Genomic DNA, 24,867 nt, shown 5'->3' with positions numbered 1-24,867 from the left:
TGCATGCGTGCGCATGCCCCGCGCGGATCGCGCGGCAAACCGGTAATTCAGCGGGAAATTGCACGCGCAAGTCTCCTGAACGTAGCTTCGGTCGTCATGACGGGGCGCTTTTCAACAGCCTGCTAGAGCATGAATGAGCGTGGTCATCAGTTTGGTGCCCGTTGCGCCGAGAGGATGCCCCAGTGAGATCGCCCCGCCGTTGACGTTCAGGCGAGCCGGATCGGCATCGAGTTCCTTTAGCCAGGCGAGCGGTATCGGCGCAAAGGCCTCGTTGACTTCATACAGATCGATATCGGCGATACTCAATCCAGCTTTATCGAGAGCGCGCCGCGTAGCCGGAATTGGCGCTTCCAGCATGATCACCGGATCGTCCCCGAGGACGGAGATATGATGGACGCGCGCCAGCGGTTTCACTCCCAGCAGCTTCAGGCCGCGCTCGCTCACGACCATTACACCCGAGGCTCCGTCGCACACCTGGCTTGCCGACGCCGCTGTAATTCGCCCCCCATCCTGCAGCGCTTTCACGCTGCCAATGCCTTCGAGCGAAGCGTCGAACCGCACGCCTTCGTCGAGCGTATGCATCTCTTCGCCGGCCGCAACTTCCACTCCCGATACCATCACCGGTACAGGAACGATCTCTTCGGAAAAGCGGCCTGCACGTGTTGCTTCTATCGCCCGCTGATGACTCTGCAGAGCAAACAGGTCAAGCTGATCGCGCGACAGGTCATACTTCCTGGCAATCATTTCAGCCCCTTCAAACTGGCTGAATTCTCGATGATCGTACCGCTCACGCACACGCGGGCTGATATAGCTGCCCATGTCGTTTTTTATCGCTACCAGATTCGCCGCGCCAATCGGCACGCGTGACATGACCTCAACGCCGGCCGCAATCACAACATCCATCGTGCCGGACATCACAGCCTGAGCGGCAAAGTGCAAGGCCTGCTGGGATGAACCGCACTGCCGGTCGACCGTCGTTCCAGGCACCGAAATCGGCAACTTCGATGCGAGGATCGCGGTACGCGCGATATTCGTCGACTGTTCGCCGATCTGGCTCACGCAGCCCATGATTACATCGTCGACCAACACCGGATCAGTTCCAGAGCGTTCGATCAACGCGTCAATGACCTGAGCGGCGAGATCCGCGGGGTGCCAACCCGATAGACGACCGTTGCGGCGACCACCCGCGGTACGCACCGCACCAACTATGTAAGCCTCAGCCATGCTGGCCCCTTGAATATGTAGGTAATTCAGAGTATAGGAATGCTGACCGGTCGGTAATCGTCCGATACGACGATCTTAAAACCGTATAGATCACGCCCGCGCTCAGGCCGGGGCCTGCTTCACCGGAGTTAAAGGGTCGATCATTCCAGACTCGATAATCTTCGCCATTGCGTATTCAATAAATGCGCTCACCGCACGCGGCAATTGCCGTCTTTCAAGAAAAACAAAGTAGAGTCCGACTCGACGAATCCCATAGTCGGGCAGAATCCGCATCAATCGGCCGGCCTGCAAATCTTCGCGCACGGCCGATATCGGCAGCAATGCGATGCCAAGACCGCCGAGTGCGGCGCGGATTTGCGACTGAACGCTGTTGACGTGAAACCGGCCTCTCACGCCGATCTCGCGCACGCCTCCCGGTCCATCGAGACGCCAGGTCGTGTAACCCGCCATATTGGTTGGCGCGGCAATGCAGTCGTGCTCCGATAGATCGGCGAGCGACTCGGGTTTTCCATGTGCCTCGATATAGTCCGGGCTCGCCACCAGCCCGACGTCAACCCAGCCGATCTGGCGGGCATGCAGATTTGGTTCGATCTGCTTGCCGATTCGGAACGCCACGTCGATCCCTTCGCCCAGCAGGTCGGCCCGCGCATCGCTCAAGATGAATTCCAGCCGGACTCTTGGATTGGCGAGCAGGAATTCATTCACCAGCTCGACTGACAGCATCTGAAAGAAGTCCGCCGGCGCAGCGACACGGACTTTTCCACTAGGAGTCGCGTTGCCCTCGGCAACCTCCAGGGCCGACTGCGTCACCGCTTCGAGCTGCTCGGAACACTGCGAGAAGAGCCGTTGGCCGGCGTCGGTTAGCACGAGCCGGCGTGTCGACCGCTGCATCAGACGCGCGCCAAGCTCCCCCTCCAGCGCTTGCACGCGCCGGCTCGCGGTATTTGCCGGCAAGCCAAGGCGCCGCCCCGCTTCGGCGAAGCTGCCTGCCTTCACTACATTGATGAAGAGCGCAACGTCGTTCAGGTCCACCATCGGTTGTCTCCATTCTTTGTGGAAGTGAGACGTGGCCCCTTTTCGTTTGGATGGATGCGTCGCGATTTCGAGCAGGCACGAGCCTGCGATGGTTATGCTGATACGGCGGGCTACGTTGGGGGCACGACCCGCCTTGAATGATAATTCACACGTGGTGAATAGGTCCAACTCACTGGTGTGCTCCGAGATTGGCGCTGCCGGCATCGTCAAAGTAGCGGTCATTGCGCTTGGCCATTGTCCGCAATCCCGAACTCGGCTCATAGAGCGGCCCGAGGGGCGCCAGCCGCTCGCATGCAGCGACGATCTGCCTCGCGCCCAGAATATCGGCGTATCGCAATGGTCCGCCCAGATGACGCGGAAATCCGACCGCGAGTACAAGGCTCATATCGATGTCGCCGGCGGACTCGGCGATTCCCTCCTCGAGACAGCGCGCGGCTTCGATGACCATTGGCAACATCATGCGCATCACGATGTCTTCCGGCGAAAGCTCACATGCTCCGTGCGGTTGTACCGAGGCAAGCAAGCGAGGCGTGTCGTCGGCAATCTGCTTCTGGAGGCGCCCTTTCTCGTCCCGCACGTACCGGTAAAACCCTGATCCGCTCTTTTGCCCGAAGCGCCCCGCCGCAGCCATCAGCGCAACCGCATGCTGCCCGTCGAAATCCATTCGCGGTCTATACCCGGCGCTCAGAACTTCGATGACGTGCGAAGCCGTATCCATGCCGACGACATCCTGCAAATAGGCCGGTCCCATGGGCCAGCCGAATGCCTCCATCGCCTCGTCGATCGCGATGAAGCTCACGCCATCGCGCACCAGCATCAGGAACGCCACGATATAGGCGGTCAAAATCCGATTGACAAGGAAGCCCGGACAATCGGCCACGACGACGGGCGTCTTGCCCATCGATCGTGCAAAGTTGACAACGGTGGCAATGGTTTGCGCGGACGTTTTCGGCCCCTTGATGACTTCGACCAGCGTCATCAGCGGCACCGGATTGAAGAAATGCATTCCGGCGAAGTTCTCCGGGCGAGCCAATGCCGTGGACAGTTCCGCGATTGACAGCGACGAGGTGTTCGAAGCCAGCACAGCAGTGTCAGGGACCCGCTGTTCTACGTCGGCAAGCACGCTGCGCTTCGTGCCAATATGCTCCACCACCGCTTCAATCACGAGATCCACGCTCCCGAAACCTTCGAAGCCGAGCGTTGGCGCAATGCTTTGCTCCACCCGCTGCGCTTCGTCGGCCGACATCTTGCCGTTTCCCACCTGCTTGCCCAGCAGCTTCACCGCTTCGCGAATGCCCAGATCCAGCGATGTCTGCGCAATGTCCTTCATGATGACCGGCGTACCATGCAACGCGCTCTGGTATGCGATACCACCGCCCATAATGCCTGCTCCGAGCACCGCGGCCCGATGCACCGGACGCGCGATGTCCAACGTTTCTTCTTCCCGCGACATGCGATATCCCCTGATCAGTTAATCCGGCGCGCCAAGCTGGATTGCCGCGCTCATGCGAACGCCGGCATTCAGTCTTCCAACCGCGCCAATACCTGCTGCAACCTGGTGCGGCATTCCGCGACCATCCGCTCGATGAGGGCTTCGCATGTGGGAATGTCATGGATGAGCCCGATGACCTGGCCAGCCGTGATGATGCCGCCGTCAACATCGCCTCGCGCGAGCGCTACCTTGCCTCGCGCACCCGCCACCAGCGGGTGAATGTCCTTGAACTCACAACCGCCCGGCCGGCGTTCTATAGCCACGACTTCATCGGAAATCGCGTTCTTGAACACGCGTGCGGTATTTTTCAGCGTGCGGAAAATCAGTTGCGTGTCCCGTTCCGTTGCACGGACGAGCGCATCCTTGATGCGAGGATGAATGGGCGCCTCGACCGTCGCGCAAAAGCGCGTGCCCATGTTGACGCCCTGCGCACCCAAAGCCAGTGCTGCCGCCATGCCCCGTCCATCTCCAATGCCGCCCGATGCGACGACGGGAATCTCTAGCGCCTGCACGGCGCGCGGAATCAGAATCAGACCCGGGACGTCGTCTTCGCCCGGATGACCCGCACATTCGAAGCCGTCAATGCTCACGATGTCGACGCCGTTGCGTTGCGCCGATAGTGCGTGCCTCACGGTCGTACACTTATGGACAATAGTGCCGCCTGCCGCCTTGATCTTTTCGATGAATTCCCGCGGGCTGTTACCCGCGGTTTCGATGATCCGCACTCCTGACTGCAACGCGGCGTCCAGATACGCCTCATAGGGCGGCGGGCTCGCTGCCGGAAGAATCGTCAGATTCACCGCGAAGGGCTGCGAGGTCATCGCGCGACAACGTTCGATTTCAGCGGCAAGGGCGTCAGGTGTAGGCTGCGTAAGCGCCGTAAGCGTGCCAAGGCCACCGGCGTTGGAAACCGCCGCGGCCATTTCCGCCGTGCCAACCCACATCATGCCGCCCTGAATGATGGGATAACGAATACCCAGAATTTCGGCAACACGTGTCTTCATGTCCTGGCTTTCCTTTCGTCCAGTCCCAAGCCGCGGCCAATGATCTCCTTCATGATTTCACTGGTGCCCGCAAAAATTCGCGAGACGCGCGCGTCCGAAAACATTCGCGCGATGCGATACTCTTCCATGTAGCCCGCGCCGCCGTGCAATTGCACGCATGCGTCCATTACCTCGTTCTCGAGTTCCGTAGCGAGCAGCTTCGCCTCCGACGCCACAACGGCGGTTAGCTGCCCGGCATTCGCTTCCATCACACAGTGATCGACCATCGCCTGGACGGCATCGATCTGTGCGCGCATGGCGGCCATCTCGAACCGGACATGCTGGAAAGACCCGACCGGTCTGCCGAACGCCATCCGCTCCTTGATGAATTCGAGCGTGATATCGAACGCCACCTGCGCATGGGCAATCGATCCCATGGCAACCTGCAGACGCTCCTCGGCAAGCAGTTCCGACAAGTAGAAAAAGCCCTTGGCCGGATCGCCCAGCACGTGACTCCTTGGCACCTTCACGTCGTCAAAGAACAGCTCCGACGTGTCTTGCGCATGCAGACCGATCTTGCGCAGCTTGTTGCCCCGCTTGAAGCCAGGCATGCCTGCCTCGACGATGAAGAGTCCGATTCCGTGACGGCTTTCCGGTGCGGTCCGCGCAGCCACGATAATCACGTCGGCGAGGCTGCCGTTCGAGATGTAAGTCTTCGTTCCATTGAGCAGCCAATGGTCGCCCATGTCCTGCGCGCGTGCCGTCATTCCCGCGAGGTCGCTTCCCGCCCCGGGTTCCGTCATTGCAATCGCGAGAATTTTTTCGCCACGAATGGCGGGGGGCAGAAAACGGGCCTTCTGCTCTTCGGTTCCGAATGCGCCGAGATAAGGTGCGACGACACGCGAATGGAGGTTCATGTAAAAGCTTAGGTCTCCATGACGAACGTTTTCCTCAAGCAGAATCTGTTCGAAGCGCAGATCGGTCAACCCAAGTCCACCGTAAGCTTCCGGCGCCCACATGAGCAGATAGCCCTGTTCGCCGGTCTTCAGATACGCTTCGCGGTCCACAAAGCCCTGATGGCGCCAACGTTCGGAGTGCGGACCGATTTCCGCCTGAAAAAAACGGCTGACCGTGTCCCGAAACGCGAGGTGATCTGCGTCGAAGTGCGTGCGTCGCATGTTCAATTGCCCCCGTTCTCAACCATCACGCCGGACGCGCGAAAAAGGACTCGTGGTTGCTTGCACGTGTGCGCAGCCACTCCGACGGACGGAAGCGCTCACCGAATTGCGACGCGAGCCTGTCGCACCCGGCCACAAACTCGCCGAGACCTATCGTTTCGATCAGCGAAAGCGTGCCGCCCGTCCAGCTCGGAAAACCAAGTCCCAGCACTGCGCCAATATCCGCATCGGCCGCGGCTGTCAGAACGCCGTCCTCGACGCAGCGGGCGGCTTCAAGCGCCTGAATATAAAGCAAGCGCTGCCTGACTTCATCGACGGAAGGCTGTCGCTCCATGGGTGGGTAGAGTTCACTCAGACCGCTCCACAAATGCTTTTTCCCATCCGGCGGATAACTGTAGAACCCCATTCCCGCCTTGCGGCCTGAACGGCCGAGCGAGATGAGTTTCTCGACGACCGGGGCGGCATGCGCTCGCAAACAGCGCTCCGGCAGACCGTCCGCGATCGCCTGGTCAATGACGCTTTTCTGCAGATCGAGTGAGACCTCGTCAGTCACCGCAAGTGGCCCGATGGCCATGCCGGCCTGTTTCGCGGCGTTTTCTATCAGGGCGGGCGCCACACCTTGCGCAAGCATCGCCATTCCCTCATCGACATACGCGCAGAAGATCCGGCTGGTGTAGAAACCCGGGCTGTCGTTGACGATAATCGGTGTCTTGCGCAACTGCCTCACAAATCCGAGCGCACGCGCAAGTGTCGACTCCGACGTGTCGCGCCCCACGATGACCTCGACGAGTTGCATGCGCTCGACAGGCGAGAAGAAATGAATGCCGATGAATTGATCCCGGCGCACGCTTTGTTGGGCAAGCCCCGTGATTGGCAAAGTCGAGGTGTTGCTGGCGATTACGGCTGTTGTCGGCAAAACCGCCTCCGCTTTCCTGATCACGTCCGCCTTGATGTCGCGATTCTCGAATACGGCTTCGACAACCAGGTCACACTCTGCGAGCGAGGAGAACGCATCCGTCGGCAGGATGTGCGCGAGCACGTCAGCCGCAGCCTGCTCACTACGGCGCGCCTTCGCGACCTCCTTCGCGAGCGCGGCGGCGCAACGTGCCTTGCCTTGCTCGGCGGCTGCCAGATTCATGTCCAGCAGCACTACTTCGATGTCTGCTGCAGCGGCCGCGTAGGCGATACCGCTACCCATCATGCCCGCGCCCAGCACACCGAGTTTCGCGACCTTGGTGTCTGGAAGACCGGGTCGTGCGACGCCTTTGTCGGCCGCCAGTTTGTTGACGAAAAGCGTGCGCATCAGATTGCGCGCGACCGGCCCGGCAAGGAGGGTGCCGAAGTAGCTCGCTTCCACCCGCAGCGCCGCGTCCAGCGGCAGCTGCGTTCCTTCATACACGCAGGACAGAATGGCCGCGGGCGCCGGGTAATTGTCCCGCGTTGCTTCACGCATCGCAGCCGCACCCAATCCGAAGATTTTCGTTGCGTGCGGGGCCAGTCCGCCCGCCCCGCCCGGCACGCGAAATCGCTTCACGTCCCACAGTTGACATGCCTCGGGATGTTGCAATACCCAATCGCGTGCGGTCGAATACACGAGATCCCGGGCAACCACACTGTCGACCAACCCCAGTTCCAGCGCTTCACGGGGCTTGACATGCCGCCCTTCGAGCAGCAAAGGCATGGCGCGCTCGATCCCGATCAACCGTGGCAAACGCTGGGTTCCGCCGGCTCCGGGCAGGAGTCCTACCGTCACCTCGGGCAGACCCACCACTGCCTTGGGATCGTCAACGAGGACGCGGTAATGACACGCGAGGCACAGTTCATAGCCGCCGCCGAGCGCAAGTCCGTTGATCGCTGCCGCGACCGGTTTGCCGCACGTTTCGAGGCGCCGGAACAGCAGCGACGCGTGTAGCGTCAGGTCGCGCGCAGCCTGTGCGGAAATACCACGATCAAATGCAGTCGCGAAGTCCTTCAGATCCGCGCCTGCGATGAACCCATTTGGGTTGTCCGAGGTCACGACCGCGCCGCGAATGTCGTCGCGTGCGTAGATCCATTCCACGACCTGCGCGAGATCCGTCAATAATTCCGGCACGAAAACGTTTATCGGGCGATCCGGTACGTTAATGCCAACCCGCGCGATGCCGTCCGCGTCGATCCTGAAGTCGATGGTATTCATGATGGTCGCTCAGATGCGTTCGATGATCGTGGCCGTCGCCTGCCCCGCCGCTGCGCACAGCGTAACGAGGCCGGTGTTGAGGTCGCGCCGTTCGAGTTCGTCGAGCAGCGTACCGAGCAGCATGGCGCCCGTTGCACCAAGCGGATGACCGAGTGCGATCGCGCCGCCATTGACGTTGACCCGGTCGGGCGAGATGTCGAACGCTTGCATATAGAACATCGGCACCACCGCAAACGCTTCGTTGATTTCGAACAGATCGATGTCGTCTATCTGCATGCCTAAGCGTGACAGCAGTTTCTCCGTCACGGGAACCGGCCCGCCGAGGCTCAGCAGCGGCTCCGAGGCGAGCGCCGCATGACCGCGAATTCGTGCACGCGGCTTGAGTCCGTTGCGCTCGCCGAACGCCTTGTTGCCGAGCAGGACAACGCTGGCTCCGTCGACGATTCCGCTCGAATTGCCGCTCGTATGGATGTGGTCGATCTTCTCGAGATGCGGATAACGCTGCAGCGCGATCGCGTCATAACCGGCTTCGCCCAACGTGGCGAACGACGGTTCGAGCTTCGCGAGGTCGAGCGCGGTAGTGCCCGGCCGAATGGCTTCGTCGCGTGCGAGAACAGGCTCTCCGAGCAAATCGCGCACGACGATGAGCGACTTGTCGAAACAACCGGCGGTGCGCGCCTGATCTGCGCGCCGCTGACTCTGCGCCGCATAGCTGTCGAGGTCGCCGCGCGAAAATCCATTACGCGACGCCATCAGGTCTGCCGCCACGCCATTGGGCATATATGGAAACCGCAATGCGAGGCGCGGATCCACGTAACAGGCGCCGCCGTCCGATCCGATCGGAACGCGCGACATCGACTCCACGCCGCCGCCAATCGCGGCGTCGGCCTGTGCGCTGCGAATCAGGCTGGCGGCCTGGTTGACCGCATCGAGCGCGGAAGTGCAGAAACGGTTGATCTGATAGCCTGGGATGTGCTCTCCGTAACCGGCGTTAAGCAATGCAAAACGAGTCAGATCTGCACCTTGTTCACCGACCGGCATGACGACCCCGAGACCCACGTCCTCGATCTGACGTGTGTCGAGGCGATTTCGATCTTTCAAGGCGGTCAAGGCCTGACTCGCCAGTTCAACCGGCGTGATCGGATGCAAGGCGCCACCAGGACGCCCGCGACCGCGCGGTGTGCGAACATGGTCGTAAATCAAGGCTTCGGTCATATATTGGTTCTCGTTAGTGCGATTAATTTCGCGTCGTATCGATCGATGCGCGTCGTCAACTGCCGTTGAATGTGGGGGCCCGCTTATCGATGAATGCCCGAACACCTTCCGAGAAATCATCGCTTCGCACCAGCGCTGATTGCGTGTCCGCCTCCCATGCCAGCATCGTGTCAAGCTGCAGCGGAAAACGGGCGAGCGAGGCTTTCGTCGTAGCGATCGTTCCCGGCGAAGCAGCGGCAAGCCGCCCGGCCAGTTCCAGCGCGGTGTCCAGCACGGCCGATTGCGCGCACAGCCTGTCCACTATTCCGAGCTCTCTGGCTTTGGCTCCGGCAACGGGCTCGCCGAGCATCAGGATCTCCCGTGCGGCACCGATACCGACGCGCTGCGGCAGCGTCCACATCAGGCCAAAGTCCGGTGTGAGCCCGACGCGCCCGAACGCGGCACAAAAGCTCGAATTCCCATCCGCGACCACGAGATCGCAGGCAAGAGCGAGCGAGAAGCCGGCGCCGTAGGCATTCCCCTCGACCGCGGCGACGACCGGCCAGGGTCCACCGGTCAGGCCACGGACGATCCGATGCCCGTGGGTCATTCCCCGCCGCATATCCAGGGTCGACACATCGAGGCCGCCCAGGTCGCCGCCGGCGCAAAAGTGGCGCCCGCCATATAGCACGATTGCGCGGACGCTCCTGTCGTCGCGCAGACGCTCCAACTCGGCGGCGAGGGCGGTGTATAGCGGGACCGTCAGCGCATTGCGCTTTTGCGGCACGTTCAGCGTAAGCTGCACGACGTTCCCGTGACGGGTCATGGATAGCGCTTCGCTCACGGTCTGTCCTGAACTAGATCGCAGCGTAGACGGCTTCAGTGAGCCGCCGGCGACGCGGATTGTTATCCATCTGGTCGCTCATCAGGTTCATCACGTAGGCGACCGTGACATCGGCAACAGGATCGGCAAATGCGAAGGAACCGCCCCAGCCGCCATGACCGAACGCCTCCGGGTTGGGGCCCCAGCACTTCGCCTCGTCGTTACGCATGAAGCCGGCTGCCCAGGGGCGGCGGATGCCGCGCACCATGTCGACGCCGTCATAGCGGATCTTCGTTGCATCCGCCAGCGTGGCAGCGCTCGCGAGCCGGCGGCCGTCCTTCCCCGGACGCAGCAGCAGGTCGTACATCGCGGCGAGCGCGCTTGCGTTCGAAAACACGTTCATGGCAAGAAAATCGGCGTCCTGAAAGCCGGGCTCGCCGCTCACGTCGCTCGTCACGGGCGGATTGTTCATCGCGCGCTGCGCGGGATTTCCCATCGGGACCGTATTGACCGACTCCAGCTTGTCTTCATTCAGCATGGGCGCCACGCGCGCGCGGTCCTTCTGCTCCACCCCGACTGAAATATCCAGGCCAAGCGAGGAGTCCCTCAGTTCTTCGGCAACGAACTGCTTGATGGAGCGGCCTTCGATCCGCTTGAACAGCGCCGTAGCCAGAATTCCGACCGCGTTGCTGTAGCCTGCCGCCGTGCCCATCGGCCACAGCGGCGCCTGAGCGGCAAGGCGCTGCGCGGCGGCTTCTCCAGCGAACAGATCCTCCTGCGTCGCCGGCGTATCGAAGCCGGTAATGCCGGTCTGGTGAGACAGCAGCATGCCGATCGTCACGTCGCCCTTTCCCTGCGCCGCAAACTCAGGCCAGTACTTGCTCACCTTGTCTTCGTAGGAGATGATGCCCCGATCGACCAGCATCGCGAAGCAGACGCCGCCAATCGCTTTCGAGACCGACCAGACGCACGCAATCGATTCGCGCTCCCAGGCAACCGTCGCTGCCTTGTCCTTCCAGCCGCCCCACAGATCGGCCACGACCTCGCCGCCGACCATCACGGCGTAGCTGCCGCCGATCTCGCCATATTCGAGGAAATTCCCGAGAAAGGTCTCGCGCAGGTGTTCGTATTTCGGCGCGCAGTATCCGTGCAGCACGATATCGCTGGATTTCACGGTTTGTGTGGACATTGTGTCGTTCTCCTTCTCAGCGCGCACAATTGGCGCGACTCGTTGAAATTGATGGGCTGGCGCACCAGTGCGTGACTCAGGCTGGACTGCGAATCGTCCAAGTCGAATTCGAGGAAGTCAGAACCGCCTGTCTTCCCGCGTTGATGCATTGTTTATCAGGCCGCTCGCACAGTCTTCGTCCGAAACGACGAATTGAGAGAGGTGACCGGCGTCCTTCGTCATTACGGCTCACACGTTGACCAACGCTTCATTCGTCGCTTCCGACGACGCACATTCGCGGTTTCATTGCGAAGATCCCCTTTCATCCGCCAGCCGCCGCGAGCAGCTGCCGGCATGTTTCGCAAAGCACACCGCGACGCTCTGCACCACAGCAGCGTTGTTCTTCTCTCGGACTCACGCACGATGACCAACATGCCCAAACTTCGGCTTCAATCAAAGGTCGCTCTGATTACAGGCGGCACCAAAGGTATTGGCAAAGCCATTGTTCTTGCTTTCCTGCGGGAAGGAGCCAAGGTTGTCTTTACCGGCTCGACTGCCGAAGACGGCCCGCCTCTGGAGCGCGAACTCCGCAGGCAGGGATACGAGGCCACTTTCATGCAATGCGACAGCAGGAATGAACAGGCAATCGCGAGCGTGGTTGAAGGTGTCGTCAAGACATACGACCGCCTCGATGTCGCAGTGAACAATGTCGGCAACATCGCGCCTTCGGATTCTCCGGCTGGCACGCTGCACGAGACCTCGCGCGAGGCGTTCATGGAGACCGTCGATCGCAATCTCGTTACCACGTTCCTCAGCATGAAGCACGAGCTTCCGGTCATGCTTCGGCAGGGCGGCGGAGTCATCTGCAACACGTCCTCGATGTCGGGCGTTCGTGTCTCCGGCGCCACGTCGGCGGCCTACCATGCCGCCAAAGCCGGCGTCATTCATCTCACCCGCAAGGCCGCGATCCAGTATGCCCCCAGCAACATTCGCATCAACGTGATCTCGCCGGGCGCCACCTTCACCGAACAGGCGAAGAAAAAATTCACCCGAGAAGAATTCGATCAGTTAGCCAAATCGGTTCACCCCCTTGGGAGGGCATTCACACCTGAAGAATGCGCTGAAGTGTTCCTGTTTCTCTGCACGGATGAGTCGGCGCCGATCACCGGCCATATGATCCCGGTGGACGGTGGATGGACAGCGACCTGAAGACCTGAAGGTGCCCGGACGTACCCGCTGCCGCGTCCGTCGGACGCGGCACCGTGGGGCGTGCTAGTCCACGCGGTATTTCTGTACGACGTTCTCCAGCAGAGTGAGGCCGTGACCGGGACGCTCACTGAGGTGCAGCGCGCCGTCAGCCAGAGTCGGCAACCCGTCAAACAGAATCGTCGACCAATCCATCCATTCAGCCATCAACCCGTTAGGCACAGCGGCAATGCAATGCGCGAAGATCTCCGGCAGCAAATGACTGGCCACCGGAACACCGAACGACTCCGCCAATGCCGCCGCTTTGCGGAATTGGGTAATCCCGCCCATCCTGCACATATCCACCATCAGGTAGTCCACTGCCCGGGCCTTCAGCAGCGGCAGCAAAGACACCGGGTTGTAGTGATACTCGCCGGAACAGATCGGTACGTCGAGAGCCTGGGCGACGGCAGCCTGCCCCTCGATGTCGTGCATCGCGGTCGGGTCTTCGAGCCAGAAGAGTTCGAACTCCTCCAGCGCGCGACCCGCTCTGATCGCACGAGAAGGGGTCCAGTTCTGATTGACGTCGTACATGAGGTCGACGTCGTATCCGATGGCCTCGCGGATCGCCCGCACCCGTTCGACGACTTTCTCGACTCGCGCGTCGCGCTCTGCGTGTGGCCTGATCTTGAGCGCCCTATGCCCTTGCGCGACAAGATCGGCCGCCTGGCGCTGCAGGACGTCCGGCCTGCTGCCCATGGCGGCGCTGCTCTGGTAGGTTCTCACCGAGTCCGAGAATCCCCCCAGCAAGCGCCACAAGGGCTGGCCGGCATCCTTGCCCAGAATGTCCCACAATGCGATATCGAGCGCGGTTGCGGCGATGTTCAGCAGACCGCCCGGGCCGACGAAGTTCGCGGGGTAGACCATCCGCGAAAAGAGATGCTCGATGCGCCTCGGATCCTCTCCCACGATCAGCTCGCCAAGTTCGCGCACCATCGCGCTCAGCGAGCGCTGAAACTCCGTGGTCAGCGTGAACGTATGACCGACGCCGTCTATTCCAGCGTCGGTCATGATTCGGGCGATCACGACCGGCATCTGGCCTTGCAAACGGCCGAAGATCTGCGGAACCACCGTGGTAATGACCTCTACGCGGGTGACCTTCACTGCGAATCTCCTGATTCTTCTGGTTCGACTTGTCAAAGGCGCCGCCAATACAGGGGGCAAATGCGAATTCGTCAGGCAGTTTGCAGACCCAGGATTCGCGTCATTGCCATTTCCAGGGCCTCACGTGGTTCGGCGGACAACGTCGCGCTACGCCAGCCGACGTGCAGGTCGGGCCGAACGAGAATGCAGCCGTCCTCCTCGACCTCCGACAGCGAGCGCCAGCGGCCATACAAATCTTCATAGTCGAGGGACGGCCCGATCGAGACAACTGCGATCTCGACTCCGGTACGCTCCGACACGGCCCGGGCTGCGTCGCGCCACGGCTCTCCGCCGTGCCCCGTCAACAGCGTAAACCTCTGCTTGCCCGCGACGTCCAGAGTCGAGACGCGCGCCCCCGGCTTGCGAGTGCCGAGCCACGCATGGGGCAGTGATGATCCTGGTCGCGTACTCGGTTGATAGTAGAGTTCCGCATCCCGCTCATAACCGGGATCGGGCGAGCCGTCAGCGATCACTGCGTCAGACACATAACGGCGATTCAACTCGACACCGTGAGCATGTTGCTCATACTTCATCATGTCGAGCGCGCGATTGAGCGCGGCACGCCCCTCGCGCGTACTGAAGGCCGCGCCGTGCCCGTGCGTCCTGTTGACGATGCCGCCCCCGAGCAGGTCATAGACTTCGGCGTTGAGCCACATGCTCTTGTTGGCGCGCGTGACGATCTGGCGACCGACGGGTTGCCGCTCCGCGTTGAAGCTATCGAGCAGTCGCGCGTGAGCTTTGCCTTGAAGCACGAACGCCAGTTTCCAGGCCAGATTGAAAGCATCCTGGATGCAGGTGTTGGACCCCAGCCCATTGGCCGGCGGATGACGGTGAACCGCATCGCCCATGCACAGGACGCGCCCCACGGAATAGTATTCGGCCACGACGTCGTTGATCGTCCACATGGACGACGAAACGATCTTCATCGGCAGATCAGGATCACCAACGAGCTCTCGAATGCGTTTCTCGAAGTCTTCGGTCGTAGGTGTCGGCGCGTCGACGGCGCTCGGAACGATGAAGATCGCGATCCATTGATCCCACGGCCGCACCATGCGGAATACGCCAACGGGCCCCCACGAGGACGAATCCGGCTGGATGACCTGATAGAAGATTCCTCGCCGATGGTTCACATAATCGCTCAGGTCGACATCCACCAGAACGTTGAACACATTACCGAGGCCGTGTTGGCCCACAAGGGGGATGCCAAGCTGCTCGACAACCCGACTGCGGCCGCCGTCCGCACCGATCATGTATTTGGCGCGGACCTGCACATCCTTCCCCGCCACGAGGTCGCGAATGGTTGCGGTGACGCCTGCCTCGTCCTGCTCGAACGAGATCAGTTCCGTGTCGAATCGAATCTGCGAGCCGAGTCGTGCAGCCTCCGCCAGCAGAATCGGCTCCATATGGGTTTGCGGCAGATCGCACATCGAACAGGGACTCGCCGTCTCGTAGTCGCTTTTGCGGCTCGGGTCGTTACCCCAAGCGTAGGTGCGCCCCAGCTCTTCGCCGCCCAGACCGGTCAACCAGAAATGGTGCTCCATGTAGCTAGCCGGACTGGAAAGCGCCATGCATTGCTGCTCCAGCCCAACGTCACGCAGCGCCTCCATCGTGCGCTGATTGGTGATATGGGCTCGCGGTGTCCTCGCGGTGCTTCGGCTGCGCGAAATTGCCATATTCGAAACGCCGTGCTTCGAGAGAAACAGCGACGACGCCGCTCCGGCCGGCCCCGCTCCCACTACCAGGACGTCGGTTTCAATCATCTCCTATCCTCCGTTTTCAGTTCACCGATCTAAATGCGCCGATTGCACGCTTCGAGGAATACGGCAGGCCATGGCCCGCCGCCCTCTGCGTAAATGAACGCACGTTTGCCGGTCTTAATTGACTCTTCGCTCGCGACCCGCCCAGTAGGGCTCCTGAAGTTGGCGTCTGAGAACTTTGCCCGCGGCGTTGCGCGGCAGAGCGTCCACAAAATCGACGCTCTTTGGCACTTTGAATGCGGCGATCCGGGACCGCGCGAATGACAGGATGTCTGAAACGTCCGCTGAGGCACCTTGTTTCAACACGACCACTGCCTTCACCGCCTCGCCCCACTTCTCATCGGGCACCCCGATCACCGCCACCTCTGCCACACCCGGATGACCGTAAATCGCGTTTTCGACTTCGGCGGGATAGATGTTTTCCGCGCCCGAGATGATCATGTCCTTCACGCGATCGTGAATGTAGAGGTAGCCGTCTTCGTCCAGATAGCCGGCGTCGCCGGTCCGAAGCCATCCTTCCGAATCCACGGTAGCTGCCGTCGCTTCAGGACGGTCCCAGTAGCCGGCCATGTTGCCGCTCGAGCGCGTCATGACTTCGCCGACCGCGTGCGGCGGCAGCGTAGCGCCCTGCGCGTCGACAATCTTGAGCTCGACACCCGGCATCGGCAGGCCGGCTGAACGCATCCTGGCATTGCCGTTCGGGTCGTGATCCTCCGGCGGCAGATAAACGATGGTGCCCGAGGTTTCCGTCATTCCGTACTGCTGACAGAAGCCGCAGCCGAACACTTCCATGCACTCCCGCAGGAGGTCGACGGGAATGGGCGAAGCGCCGTAGAGAATGTGCTTCAGCCGTCCAAAGTCGACTTCCCGGCAGCGCGGATGGCGCACGACAATCTGCAGTGCAGAAGGGACCATGAACACCTTCGAGACCCGATCACGTTCGATAAAATCGAGCACCGCGAGCGGATCAAACTCTCGCGCAATGACGTCTTTGGCACCGTAGAGAAGCCCCATGATGCCCCAGATGCTGCCGCCGACATGTGCCACCGGCATCGCTACCAGACTGACGTCGTCCGGCGTCCAGCGCCGCCAGTCCATTCGCGACGCGTCCGCATCGCGCTGCTTGGTCAGCAGGTTCGCGTGCGTCAACATCACACCCTTGGGCAGTCCGGTGGTGCCCGCGGTGTAGGCCTGCAACGCAACGTCGTCAGGATGACTTTCGATAGCAGGAGCTTCGGCGCTCGCGGCCTCGCGCCAGACGTCGAACGGCGTCGCGTCATTGACCGTTGCGTCATCTATCGCGATCACCATCGGTCGATCAGGCAGCCGGGCGAGCGTTTCCTCGGCCTGGAGCGACGCGTCTGGCCCAACGAACACCAGCCTCGCGCCGCAATCTTCAAGAATGCCTGCCACTTCGGCAGGCGCAAGACGCCAGCCGATCGGCACGGTCACGGCCCCTGCCTTTGTCGCCCCAAACAGGATCTCGAAGAAACGATCGCAGTTCTTGCCAAGATAAGCCACCCGCTCCCCCGGAGAAATTCCGGCCTCGACAAGCGCATTGGCTACGCGATTCGAATTCAGTTCGAACTGTGCAAACGATGTTTCGCGCCCCTCGAAAGAGAGGGCGATTGCGTCGGGTCGAGCAAGTGCGTGGCAGCGCGAAATTTCGGCAAACGTAGTTATTCGACTGATGTCAACGGGATGTTGCTCTGAAGTCATGTCTATATCCATGGATCCGGGAAGCACTAATCACTATGCATTACCATTGATCGTTCAATCGGCCGGGCCACACGAAGCCTTCCTTGTGCTTGCCTGTACGGTCGGGATCGAGGTACACATGCATGCGTTCGATCAACCCATCTCGCCCGAAAACGAAGATGCTGCAGAATCGGCCGCCCCGTGTGCGCCCGCCATGCCATTCAACGTCTTCCAGGTCTGCTCCCTCGGTCGTGCCTTCCACTGCGACGTAGTTGCCTTGCTCGATAAAGAGCAGGTCGTCGATATGATGTGCGGCGCGCTTCACCATGGCATTCATCACGCCAACTGCCAACTCCATGAACGCAGCCGCGCCGTCGCCGACGCCGTATTTCGGAAAATAAAACTGGAAGTCCTGCGCAAACAGTTCGGCGGGAAATTCACCCGCGTCGCCGCGGCGGAAGTATTCCTGGACGGTTTGGATCTGCTGGCTCATTTGCGTCAATTTCGTGCTCATCGTCGCGCCTCTTCACGCATACGAATTGGCGATCAACTGGTGGCCCCAGATGTCGCCAACAACGTTGTATTCCGACTGGTGATTGGGCCGGGTTACGCCATATCCATACTCGCAGAACCAGCCCGACGGGGTTTGCATGTAAAAGGAGAAAGCGTTGTCGTTCGCGTGGCGGCCAGGTTCGAAGAGAATCGGTACGTTGTGCCTGCGTGCCTGATCGTAGGCAAGGCCGACATCGTCGATATTGTCGACTTCAACCATCATGTGGTGGATACGCTTGGGTAGCGGCCCTGCGCCAAACGCCACGGTGTGATCGCGTTCATTGCAGTGCATGAAGATGGGTTCGCGTCGCCCTGCGCCAAAATCGAAGCGGACTTCGATATTGCCGCGCATGCCGAATACCTTGCTGTAGAAGCGGTAGGAGTCCTCCACGCCGGCATCCCGGACAATCATGTGTCCAAGACCATTGGACCCCGTTACGAACTTGCCGTGCATGCCCCTGCCCGGCCGAAATGGTTTGTGCCGATCGACCAGCGGCCCATGAAAGATTTCGAGCGGCAGCCCTGCGGGGTCTTTGAGCCGCAAGAACTCCAACACACAGCGCTTTTCCGCATCAGCGGGAGAGGCTACCTCGAAGGGTATGCCGCATTCCTTGAGGTGCTGCTGCATCTCAAGGAATTCTTCGGGACCGGCAACGCGAAAACCGGCGAAAAGAACGTCGTCATCCGCATCCGGCTGAATGAGGATGCGATGATGCCAATAATCCATGCGCAGACTCAGTTCACCGCCATCCTCGACCCACTCCATCCCCAGGATTTCATTGGCGTAAAAGCGCCATGCGTCGACATCGCGAATGCCGATGCCGAGGTAGCCTAGCTCTGTAACCCTTGAATTGATCATTGTGTTCTCTCGCTTCATCAACCAGAATCATGGTCTCTGTTGTGCCAGATAATGTCGGTAAGTAACGCTAACTGCATCGTCGAAAGCGACGAAATCGGACTTCAATTCGGGGGAGCTTGAACGCAACACGCGAAGGCTATGCAGGCGTGACTAGTTGCACCGCATCACGGGATTCGACAGCACACATTCGCTTCCAAGCTGTATGGTTACGTCCTGAGTGGTCTCGGCCAGATCGTGACCCACATCGCCATGCTTTCCATCAAGACTGAACGCTACGACGTCAGCGGGCTCCAGCGACCCAACCAGTTCGGCCACTGACGAAAGCATGACCGGCAGCTGTCCCATGAATCCCGCGAGCGGCCAGTCGAGGATTTTTTTGTTGCCGATCCAGCAGGAAATCACGGCGTTTGAAATCAGATGCTCGTCGTCGCGTGTCACGACCATTGGCCCGATCGGGCTGAACGTCTCGAACGTGCCCGCGAGGCCGGAAAGATCGGCATCGTTGAAGAACTTCGGCGGGGAAGAAAACGACCGGCAGCCATTTTGTACGCGACTCACCCCTGATGCGAACAGATCGTTCATTACCGAGTAGCCGAATATGGGAATCTTGTGCCGCCTTCCGCCCTCGCCGGCCGCTCCGACAATCACCGCCAGCGCCGGACGTGGGTAGACTGCACCGTAGCCAAGCCTTACGCGCACCGGGTGACGGTGTCCGGCCAACGACGCACGCATTTTGGGCGCGATGGTCGCCCTTCCGTGATCGCCTGGCTCGCCGTCGAATCTCACTGAGATTATCTTGCCTGGGTCGCTGATTGGCGGCAGACAATGCAAGGACTCGGCATTCACTCTAGGTGCGGCCTCCAGCGCGGCGTTAAAGCGTGCAAGGGCGTGTGGCCAGGCATGGATAACCTGATTGATGGTTGTGGAACATCCATCTCCGCTACGCCCTACTATCGCGACCTCCCCCTCGGCAACCGCAACAGCGATCCGGGACGCTCCCTCATAGTGCACACTGCCGATTTTCATTGGACCCTCCGTCATGATCTGAGAAAACCAAGGTTGCGCCGGAATCGAACGACGTTCATAAGGATACGAATTGTTAGTTCTTCGACTGATCCTTCAATCACAACACGCTACTCTGCCGCTCGGGCATCCATGCTGTACTTGCCCGCGCCGTTGGCAGCCAGCATAAGAAACGCGCCCATGATCGACAGGTTCTTGAGGAACATCGTCATCTGGATCTGGTCGGCGAAGTTCTTGTGGAACAGGAGCGCGGTCAACAACGTGAACCCGGCGAGAAGAACCGAGACGATGCGGGTCTTCCACCCGGCAATGATCGCAATAGAGCCGAGAATTTCGGTGGCGATCACCAGCGGCAGCAGCGCACCGGGAACGCCGACGGCCGCCATGTAGCCGGCCGTAGCAGCGTATGCTGTGAGCTTGCCGATTCCTGACAGCAGGAAAAGAGCGCTGAGGAGGACGCGGCCGAGCAGTTCCGCTGCATTGGAAAGCGCGGTGGAGTTGCGCTGGGATGATGCAGCGATGCTCGATTTGCCGAGCTGGGCTTGAGGCGTAGTGGACATGAGGAGATCCTTTCAGTGAGAACGTAAAGTGAAAACCGATCGCGCGGCCAAAGCGCTTCCGATTGGACTACTTGCGAATAGCCTTGATATAAATCTAGTGGCAGACAGTCGCCGGCACTAGCCGGTGCACCTGGATTTCATTCATCCACTAATGAACGCAATCCAGCGTGAACCGCGCTACCGATTGGGGAATCGTCGCTATCGACGAGGCCCGTCGTTTGTCCACTCGTTACGATGGGTGGCGCGACGGTGGCACGCATCCAGGGGGATGCCTGCTTCTCCCGCGAGGCAGCAAGCACTACCAATCAATGGAGCGACGATGAATAACGCAATACCTGCCTTGCGCTGGCAGCTCAACCGCCGTCCCAAGGGAGCGGTTAACCCCGAGGATCTGGAGCTGATCGAATTCAAACCTGACCCGCTCAAGGCCGAACACATCAGAATCCGCAATATCCACTTGTCGCTCGATCCCACTCAGCGAATCTGGATGAGCGACCGGGAGCAATATCTCGCCCCCATTCAGGTCGGCAGTGTGATGCGCGGCACGACGGTGGGCGAAGTCACGGAGTCCCGCTCCGAGCGATTCAAGCCCGGCGATCTGGTGATCGCCGGCATGGGCGGTTGGGAAACCCAGACCGACATCGAGGCCAAGTCCGCCAGTCGTATCCGGCGGCTGGCCGGCGTGCCGCTGACCGCCTCCTTGAGCGTGCTGGGCAATACCGGCTTGACGGCGTGGTTCGGCATGACCCGGATCGGGCAAGTCAAGGCCGGAGACACCGTCGTGGTCTCGGCCGCAGCCGGCGCGGTCGGCTCCATCGCCGGCCAGATCGCGAAACTGCGCGGGGCACGGGTGGTCGGCATCGCCGGCGGCCAGGCGAAATGCGAGTGGCTCACCGGACAACTGGGTTTCGACGCGGCGATAGACTACAAGAGCGAAGACGTCGGCGAAGAGCTCGACCGCCACTATCCCGACGGCATCGACCTCAACTTTGAGAACGTCGGGGGCGCCATCATGGAAGCCGTGTTCAACCGTCTGAACACATTTGGCCGGATGGCCCTGTGCGGGATGATCTCCGGCTACGAAAAGGATGGACCGGTCGCGGGGCCAGAAGATTTCTCGCGCATCCTGATGCGGCGGTTACGCATTGAAGGATTCGTCGTGCTCGACCATCTACCGCACGCAAAAGAGGCGCTGGACGAACTCGCGCCGTGGGTCGTGAACGGCCAACTCCGATGGAAGGACCACGTAGAGCCTGGTCTCGAAAACGCGCTGCACGCAATGCAGTTGCTTTTCAGCGGCCGCAACGACGGCAAGATGATCCTCGGCATCTCGCCCGAGCCGGCATTTTCCAGTGGGGCCGCAGCATGACCAAAATCATTTTTTGCCTGAAACGCCTGCCGACGATGACCCGAGCCGAGTTCCAGGAGTACTGGCGCAACGTGCATGCCCCACCGGTGGCGCAGCGAGCCCGCCTCCTCGGCATCCGGCGCTACGTCCAATCGCACACAATGGACGACGCCACTTTCGCCGGGTTCTCACAGAGCCGCGGTGGCCACCCGCCTTTCGACGGTATCGTTGAACTATGGTTTACCGAGTCGGAAGAAGGCACACCCGACGAGCGTCGCCGGGCGATGCAGGAATTGCTGGACGATGAGGCGCGCTTTATAGACTTGCCAGCCTCGCCGATCTTTTTCACGCATGAGAACGAGGTCATTCGTGATTTCGTTCAGGCACACGATGCTTCCCGCGACACCGCTGGCAATACAGAGTGACCAGCGGTTGTGCGGGCGGGACAACCTCGCAGCAGCTTCTACATCGCCAGATAGCCGCCATCAACGGCCATTGCCGATCCGTTGACGAAGGAGGCTGCATCCGACAGCAACCAGCGGGCTGCTTCGCCAATCTCGTTCGGTTCTCCGAATCGTCCGACCGAGTGCCGCTCCCTGATCTTTTCGAACAACGTGGCGAAATAAGGCTCTGCGGAAAGCTTCGTAACAACCGGCGTCTTAACGACCCCTGGGAGTACGGCATTGACGCGTATCCCTTTGCCGCCATAGTCAGCTGCCGCCGCACGGGTAAGACCGACAACGCCATGCTTGGCGGCGACATACTCGGCGGCATTCGGCGTTGCAATCTGACCGACTGACGACGCAGTATTGACGATTGCACCGCCACCGCTCGCCTTCATTGCAATCACTTCGTACTTGATACACCAGAATACGCCGGTCAAGTCGATCCGAAGCGCCCTCTCCCACTCCTCAGTCGAGAGCTCGTGCAGCGGCTTCCCAACCTGGACGATGCCCGCGTTATTGAACGCGCCGTCGAGACGACCGTACCTGTCGACCGCAGACCGCACCAGGGCTTGAACGTCCGCTTCCACGGCCATGTCTGCCAGCACTTGCGTAGCGACACCTCCACGGGACCGAATGATATCCGCTGTCGCGTTTGCTCCTTCAGCCGAGATGTCACTCAACACCACGTTCGCACCGGCGTCCGCAAATACGATGGCTGACGCCTGGCCGATGCCGCTGCCGGCGCCAGTGACGATAATCGTCTTTCCTTCGAGGTTCCGCGCAGCAGTTGCGGAATCCGCACGGTTCGCGACTTGTTGCATCACAGTCCCTCCTGCGAGCCGCCGAACTCGTTCGCCTGATAACTCACGAGGTGCCGGTAATCCTCGCGGATGGTAGGAAATACATCCATGTTCTGCACGATCTCGTCGCCCAGCACTTCAACATGGTGCTTCGTATGCGGCGGAACGCGTACCATCGAACCCGGCGTCATTTCGAACACCTGATCGCCGACGAAGTAGTTCATGTGTCCTTTTACGCAGATCACGATCTGCTCAAAGTCATGCTCGTGTGACGGAACCTTCAACCCCGGAGAAATGAAGTTCATCACGAACATCATATTCTCGCCGCGAAATCCGACGCGCTCTCCGCCCTTGGCCACCACATCACGCGGTAACGTGTTCCAGTTGTACATGCTCGGTTTCGATTCCATTTTCAGACTCACCTTTCTTGATCAGGGGTTACATGCGATCGCTGGATGGCGACACGACTCCGGCGGTCGTCGGCATACCGTAGACCGCACCGGCAGTGCGTGCGGCAAGATCGAGCGCAAACGCCCGATTAGTGATTTCAAGCTGGCTGGGATGGAGCACCGTCTTTCCGTCGAAGCCGAGAGCAACGCCCTGAGAGCATTGAATGGCGAGACCTTCCGGATCCGAAATATCAGTGAACACGCCGTCGAGAATCGCAAGTCCGAAGGCGCGTGCCGCCATCACGCTCATAGACAGAGCGGTTAGCAGCCCCGGGCGTTCAACCGTATGGGCGCAGCGCATTTCCTTGGCGAGGTCGCTGGTGCCAATGACCCAGACGTCCACGCCCGAATCTACGCTCGCCGCGCCGATGTCATTCAACTGAAGCACGGCTTCGCAGGTCTCGATCATCGCCCAGATCGGCACTGCGTCGCCCAACGCCACGCGGGCAGCCGCCAGTTCGCTTGAACTGGAAATCTTGGAAACGAGCACGGCGTCAGGCCGCGCTTGCGCCGCCTCTGCCATATCGTCTAGGCCCCACGGCGTATCCAGGCCATTGACCCGGATCACCACTTCCCGATGCTCAAAACGCCCATCGCGAACGGCCTCCACGGCGGCGCTGCGCGCTTGAAGCTTCACCTCGGGCCTGATCGTGTCCTCGAGGTCGAGGATTACGGCATCGCATGGCAGGGAACGCGCTTTTTCGACGGCGCGCACGTTGTTGGCCGGCAGATAGAGTGCACTGCGACGCGGCCGGATCGACGGCGTTATGGTCATTTGACTAAACCTCTGTTTGAGCGCGGATCAACGGCTCCGCTGGAACACCCCTAAACCTCGTTCTCGAACACAGCTTCGATCGCGCCCAGCTCATCGATTTCGCAGCGCACGCGATCACCGGCCTTGAGGAACACGGGTGGCTTCATCGCCGCGCCGACGCCTCCGGGCGTGCCCGTGAAGACAATGTCGCCGGGTTCAATAGTCATCACCTGAGACAGACAGTTCACCTGATCGAACACATCAAAGATGAGTTCGCGAGTATTCGATTGCTGCCGGATTTCGCCATTCACAAGCGACCGGATCCCAAGGTGGTGCGGGTCGCCCACCTCATTGGCCGTTGTGATCCAAGGGCCGAATGGCCCGTGCGTGTCGAAGGATTTGCTTAGCACCCACTGCGACGTCAGCTTCTGCCAATCGCGAGCGGTCACATCGTTGCCGACGCAGTAGCCGAAGATATGGCCGGCCGCATCCTCCCTGGAGATATTGCGGCCCCGCTTGCCTATGACGACGACCAGTTCCGCCTCGTAATCGACGGACGTGGACGCCTTTGGAATCTGGACAGGCTCGTAAGGCGGATGGACCGTGTTGGCCTGTTTGCAGAACCACACCTGATGTTTCGGCACTTCAAGACCGGCTTCGGCGACGTGATCGGCGTAGTTCAGGCCCATCGCCATGATCTTGTTCGGTCGTTCGATGGGCGGAAGCAGACGGACCTCGTCAAGCGGGATGACCTCCGTAGCTTGCCGTGCTACTCGGCGCACGTCTTCCGCGGCAACATCCCAACTCGCGATCAGGTCGATCATCGTCGCCGCGAGCCGAGGGAGCGCGCGCTGAATACGCACAATGCGCCCGCCATCGACCACGCCAATCTCTGGCGGTCCGCCGTTGACACTTAGTGTTGCAAGTTTCATATGCAAAACCCCTTGTTATGCCTGCTGT

The 24,867-nt window shown here is 60.6% G+C and carries 23 protein-coding genes; 3 read left to right on the top strand and 20 right to left on the bottom strand.

Going from position 1 to position 24,867, the window contains the following annotated elements; translation table 11 throughout:
- Positions 1-111 precede the first annotated feature (111 nt).
- The 9 genes from AB4Y34_RS23265 to AB4Y34_RS23225 form a co-directional block, all read right to left on the bottom strand.
- A complete protein-coding gene (locus tag AB4Y34_RS23265; RefSeq protein WP_368717333.1) occupies positions 112-1,224 on the bottom strand; it encodes an acetyl-CoA C-acetyltransferase in 1,113 nt (370 codons plus the stop codon).
- Between the two features lie 102 nt (positions 1,225-1,326).
- Positions 1,327-2,259 carry a LysR family transcriptional regulator gene (locus AB4Y34_RS23260; protein WP_368717332.1) on the bottom strand — a complete coding sequence of 311 codons (933 nt, stop codon included), beginning with the start codon at positions 2,257-2,259 and terminating at the stop codon, positions 1,327-1,329.
- A gap of 169 nt (positions 2,260-2,428) precedes the next feature.
- Positions 2,429-3,712 carry a 3-hydroxyacyl-CoA dehydrogenase NAD-binding domain-containing protein gene (locus AB4Y34_RS23255; RefSeq protein ID WP_368717331.1) on the bottom strand — a complete coding sequence of 428 codons (1,284 nt, stop codon included), beginning with the start codon at positions 3,710-3,712 and terminating at the stop codon, positions 2,429-2,431.
- Between the two features lie 68 nt (positions 3,713-3,780).
- Positions 3,781-4,755, bottom strand: coding sequence for an NAD(P)H-dependent flavin oxidoreductase (locus AB4Y34_RS23250; RefSeq protein WP_368717330.1), 975 nt, complete (start codon positions 4,753-4,755; stop codon positions 3,781-3,783).
- Entirely contained in the window at positions 4,752-5,912 is a 1,161-nt protein-coding gene (locus tag AB4Y34_RS23245; protein WP_368717329.1) for an acyl-CoA dehydrogenase family protein, read from the bottom strand. Before AB4Y34_RS23245 ends, AB4Y34_RS23250 begins: the two co-directional genes overlap by 4 nt.
- Positions 5,913-5,937: 25 nt before the next feature.
- Positions 5,938-8,088 (bottom strand): 3-hydroxyacyl-CoA dehydrogenase NAD-binding domain-containing protein, encoded by a 2,151-nt coding sequence (locus tag AB4Y34_RS23240; RefSeq protein ID WP_368717328.1) that lies wholly within the window; start codon positions 8,086-8,088, stop codon positions 5,938-5,940.
- Positions 8,089-8,097: 9 nt separating this feature from the next.
- On the bottom strand, positions 8,098-9,303 hold the full coding sequence (locus tag AB4Y34_RS23235; RefSeq protein WP_368717327.1) for an acetyl-CoA C-acetyltransferase: 1,206 nt from the start codon (positions 9,301-9,303) through the stop codon (positions 8,098-8,100).
- 55 nt (positions 9,304-9,358) lie between these two features.
- Positions 9,359-10,126, bottom strand: a complete 768-nt coding sequence (locus tag AB4Y34_RS23230) for an enoyl-CoA hydratase/isomerase family protein (protein ID WP_368717326.1) — start codon at positions 10,124-10,126, stop codon at positions 9,359-9,361.
- Between the two features lie 13 nt (positions 10,127-10,139).
- Positions 10,140-11,294: a serine hydrolase domain-containing protein gene (locus tag AB4Y34_RS23225; protein WP_368717325.1), complete on the bottom strand. Its 1,155-nt coding sequence runs from the start codon at positions 11,292-11,294 to the stop codon at positions 10,140-10,142.
- 333 nt (positions 11,295-11,627) lie between these two features.
- On the opposite strand from AB4Y34_RS23225, the gene AB4Y34_RS23220 reads away from it, so the two are divergent.
- On the top strand, positions 11,628-12,482 hold the full coding sequence (locus AB4Y34_RS23220; protein ID WP_368717324.1) for an SDR family NAD(P)-dependent oxidoreductase: 855 nt from the start codon (positions 11,628-11,630) through the stop codon (positions 12,480-12,482).
- A 63-nt stretch (positions 12,483-12,545) separates the two neighbouring features.
- Here AB4Y34_RS23220 and AB4Y34_RS23215 read toward each other — a convergent pair whose 3' ends face one another.
- From AB4Y34_RS23215 to AB4Y34_RS23185, 7 genes are all read right to left on the bottom strand, one after another.
- Positions 12,546-13,622 carry a mandelate racemase/muconate lactonizing enzyme family protein gene (locus AB4Y34_RS23215; RefSeq protein WP_368717323.1) on the bottom strand — a complete coding sequence of 359 codons (1,077 nt, stop codon included), beginning with the start codon at positions 13,620-13,622 and terminating at the stop codon, positions 12,546-12,548.
- A gap of 71 nt (positions 13,623-13,693) precedes the next feature.
- On the bottom strand, positions 13,694-15,421 hold the full coding sequence (locus AB4Y34_RS23210; RefSeq protein WP_368717322.1) for an FAD-dependent oxidoreductase: 1,728 nt from the start codon (positions 15,419-15,421) through the stop codon (positions 13,694-13,696).
- Between the two features lie 114 nt (positions 15,422-15,535).
- Complete coding sequence (locus tag AB4Y34_RS23205; RefSeq protein WP_368717321.1) at positions 15,536-17,137, bottom strand: fatty acid--CoA ligase; 1,602 nt, start codon at positions 17,135-17,137, stop codon at positions 15,536-15,538.
- A 40-nt stretch (positions 17,138-17,177) separates the two neighbouring features.
- Entirely contained in the window at positions 17,178-17,609 is a 432-nt protein-coding gene (locus tag AB4Y34_RS23200) for a nuclear transport factor 2 family protein (RefSeq protein ID WP_368717320.1), read from the bottom strand.
- Between the two features lie 33 nt (positions 17,610-17,642).
- Entirely contained in the window at positions 17,643-18,527 is an 885-nt protein-coding gene (locus AB4Y34_RS23195) for a VOC family protein (protein ID WP_368717319.1), read from the bottom strand.
- A 150-nt stretch (positions 18,528-18,677) separates the two neighbouring features.
- Positions 18,678-19,553 carry a fumarylacetoacetate hydrolase family protein gene (locus tag AB4Y34_RS23190; protein ID WP_368717318.1) on the bottom strand — a complete coding sequence of 292 codons (876 nt, stop codon included), beginning with the start codon at positions 19,551-19,553 and terminating at the stop codon, positions 18,678-18,680.
- 107 nt (positions 19,554-19,660) lie between these two features.
- On the bottom strand, positions 19,661-20,110 hold the full coding sequence (locus AB4Y34_RS23185; RefSeq protein WP_368717317.1) for a DoxX family protein: 450 nt from the start codon (positions 20,108-20,110) through the stop codon (positions 19,661-19,663).
- A 319-nt stretch (positions 20,111-20,429) separates the two neighbouring features.
- Here AB4Y34_RS23185 and AB4Y34_RS23180 point away from each other — a divergent pair, with 319 nt between their 5' ends.
- Both AB4Y34_RS23180 and AB4Y34_RS23175 read left to right on the top strand, forming a co-directional pair.
- Positions 20,430-21,479, top strand: a complete 1,050-nt coding sequence (locus tag AB4Y34_RS23180; protein ID WP_368717316.1) for an NADP-dependent oxidoreductase — start codon at positions 20,430-20,432, stop codon at positions 21,477-21,479.
- The gene (locus AB4Y34_RS23175) at positions 21,476-21,883 is read left to right on the top strand and encodes an EthD domain-containing protein (RefSeq protein WP_368717315.1); all 408 of its coding nucleotides are present in this window, start codon (positions 21,476-21,478) and stop codon (positions 21,881-21,883) included. The genes AB4Y34_RS23180 and AB4Y34_RS23175 overlap by 4 nt, the downstream gene beginning before the upstream one ends.
- Positions 21,884-21,921: 38 nt before the next feature.
- Here the strand turns inward: AB4Y34_RS23175 and AB4Y34_RS23170 are convergent, their stop codons facing one another.
- From AB4Y34_RS23170 to AB4Y34_RS23155, 4 genes are read right to left on the bottom strand one after another with little or no spacing between them, the layout of a single operon-like run.
- The gene (locus tag AB4Y34_RS23170; RefSeq protein ID WP_368717314.1) at positions 21,922-22,725 is read right to left on the bottom strand and encodes an SDR family NAD(P)-dependent oxidoreductase; all 804 of its coding nucleotides are present in this window, start codon (positions 22,723-22,725) and stop codon (positions 21,922-21,924) included.
- Positions 22,725-23,096 carry a cupin domain-containing protein gene (locus AB4Y34_RS23165; RefSeq protein WP_368717313.1) on the bottom strand — a complete coding sequence of 124 codons (372 nt, stop codon included), beginning with the start codon at positions 23,094-23,096 and terminating at the stop codon, positions 22,725-22,727. Before AB4Y34_RS23165 ends, AB4Y34_RS23170 begins: the two co-directional genes overlap by 1 nt.
- A gap of 46 nt (positions 23,097-23,142) precedes the next feature.
- The gene (locus AB4Y34_RS23160; protein WP_368717312.1) at positions 23,143-23,928 is read right to left on the bottom strand and encodes a CoA ester lyase; all 786 of its coding nucleotides are present in this window, start codon (positions 23,926-23,928) and stop codon (positions 23,143-23,145) included.
- Between the two features lie 50 nt (positions 23,929-23,978).
- Complete coding sequence (locus AB4Y34_RS23155; RefSeq protein WP_368717311.1) at positions 23,979-24,839, bottom strand: fumarylacetoacetate hydrolase family protein; 861 nt, start codon at positions 24,837-24,839, stop codon at positions 23,979-23,981.
- Positions 24,840-24,867 lie beyond the last annotated feature (28 nt).

Origin of the sequence: Paraburkholderia sp. BR10954 (assembly GCF_040965775.1) — a bacterium.
GTDB lineage: Bacteria > Pseudomonadota > Gammaproteobacteria > Burkholderiales > Burkholderiaceae > Paraburkholderia > Paraburkholderia youngii.
This window is presented reverse-complemented; position numbering and strand designations above follow the sequence as displayed.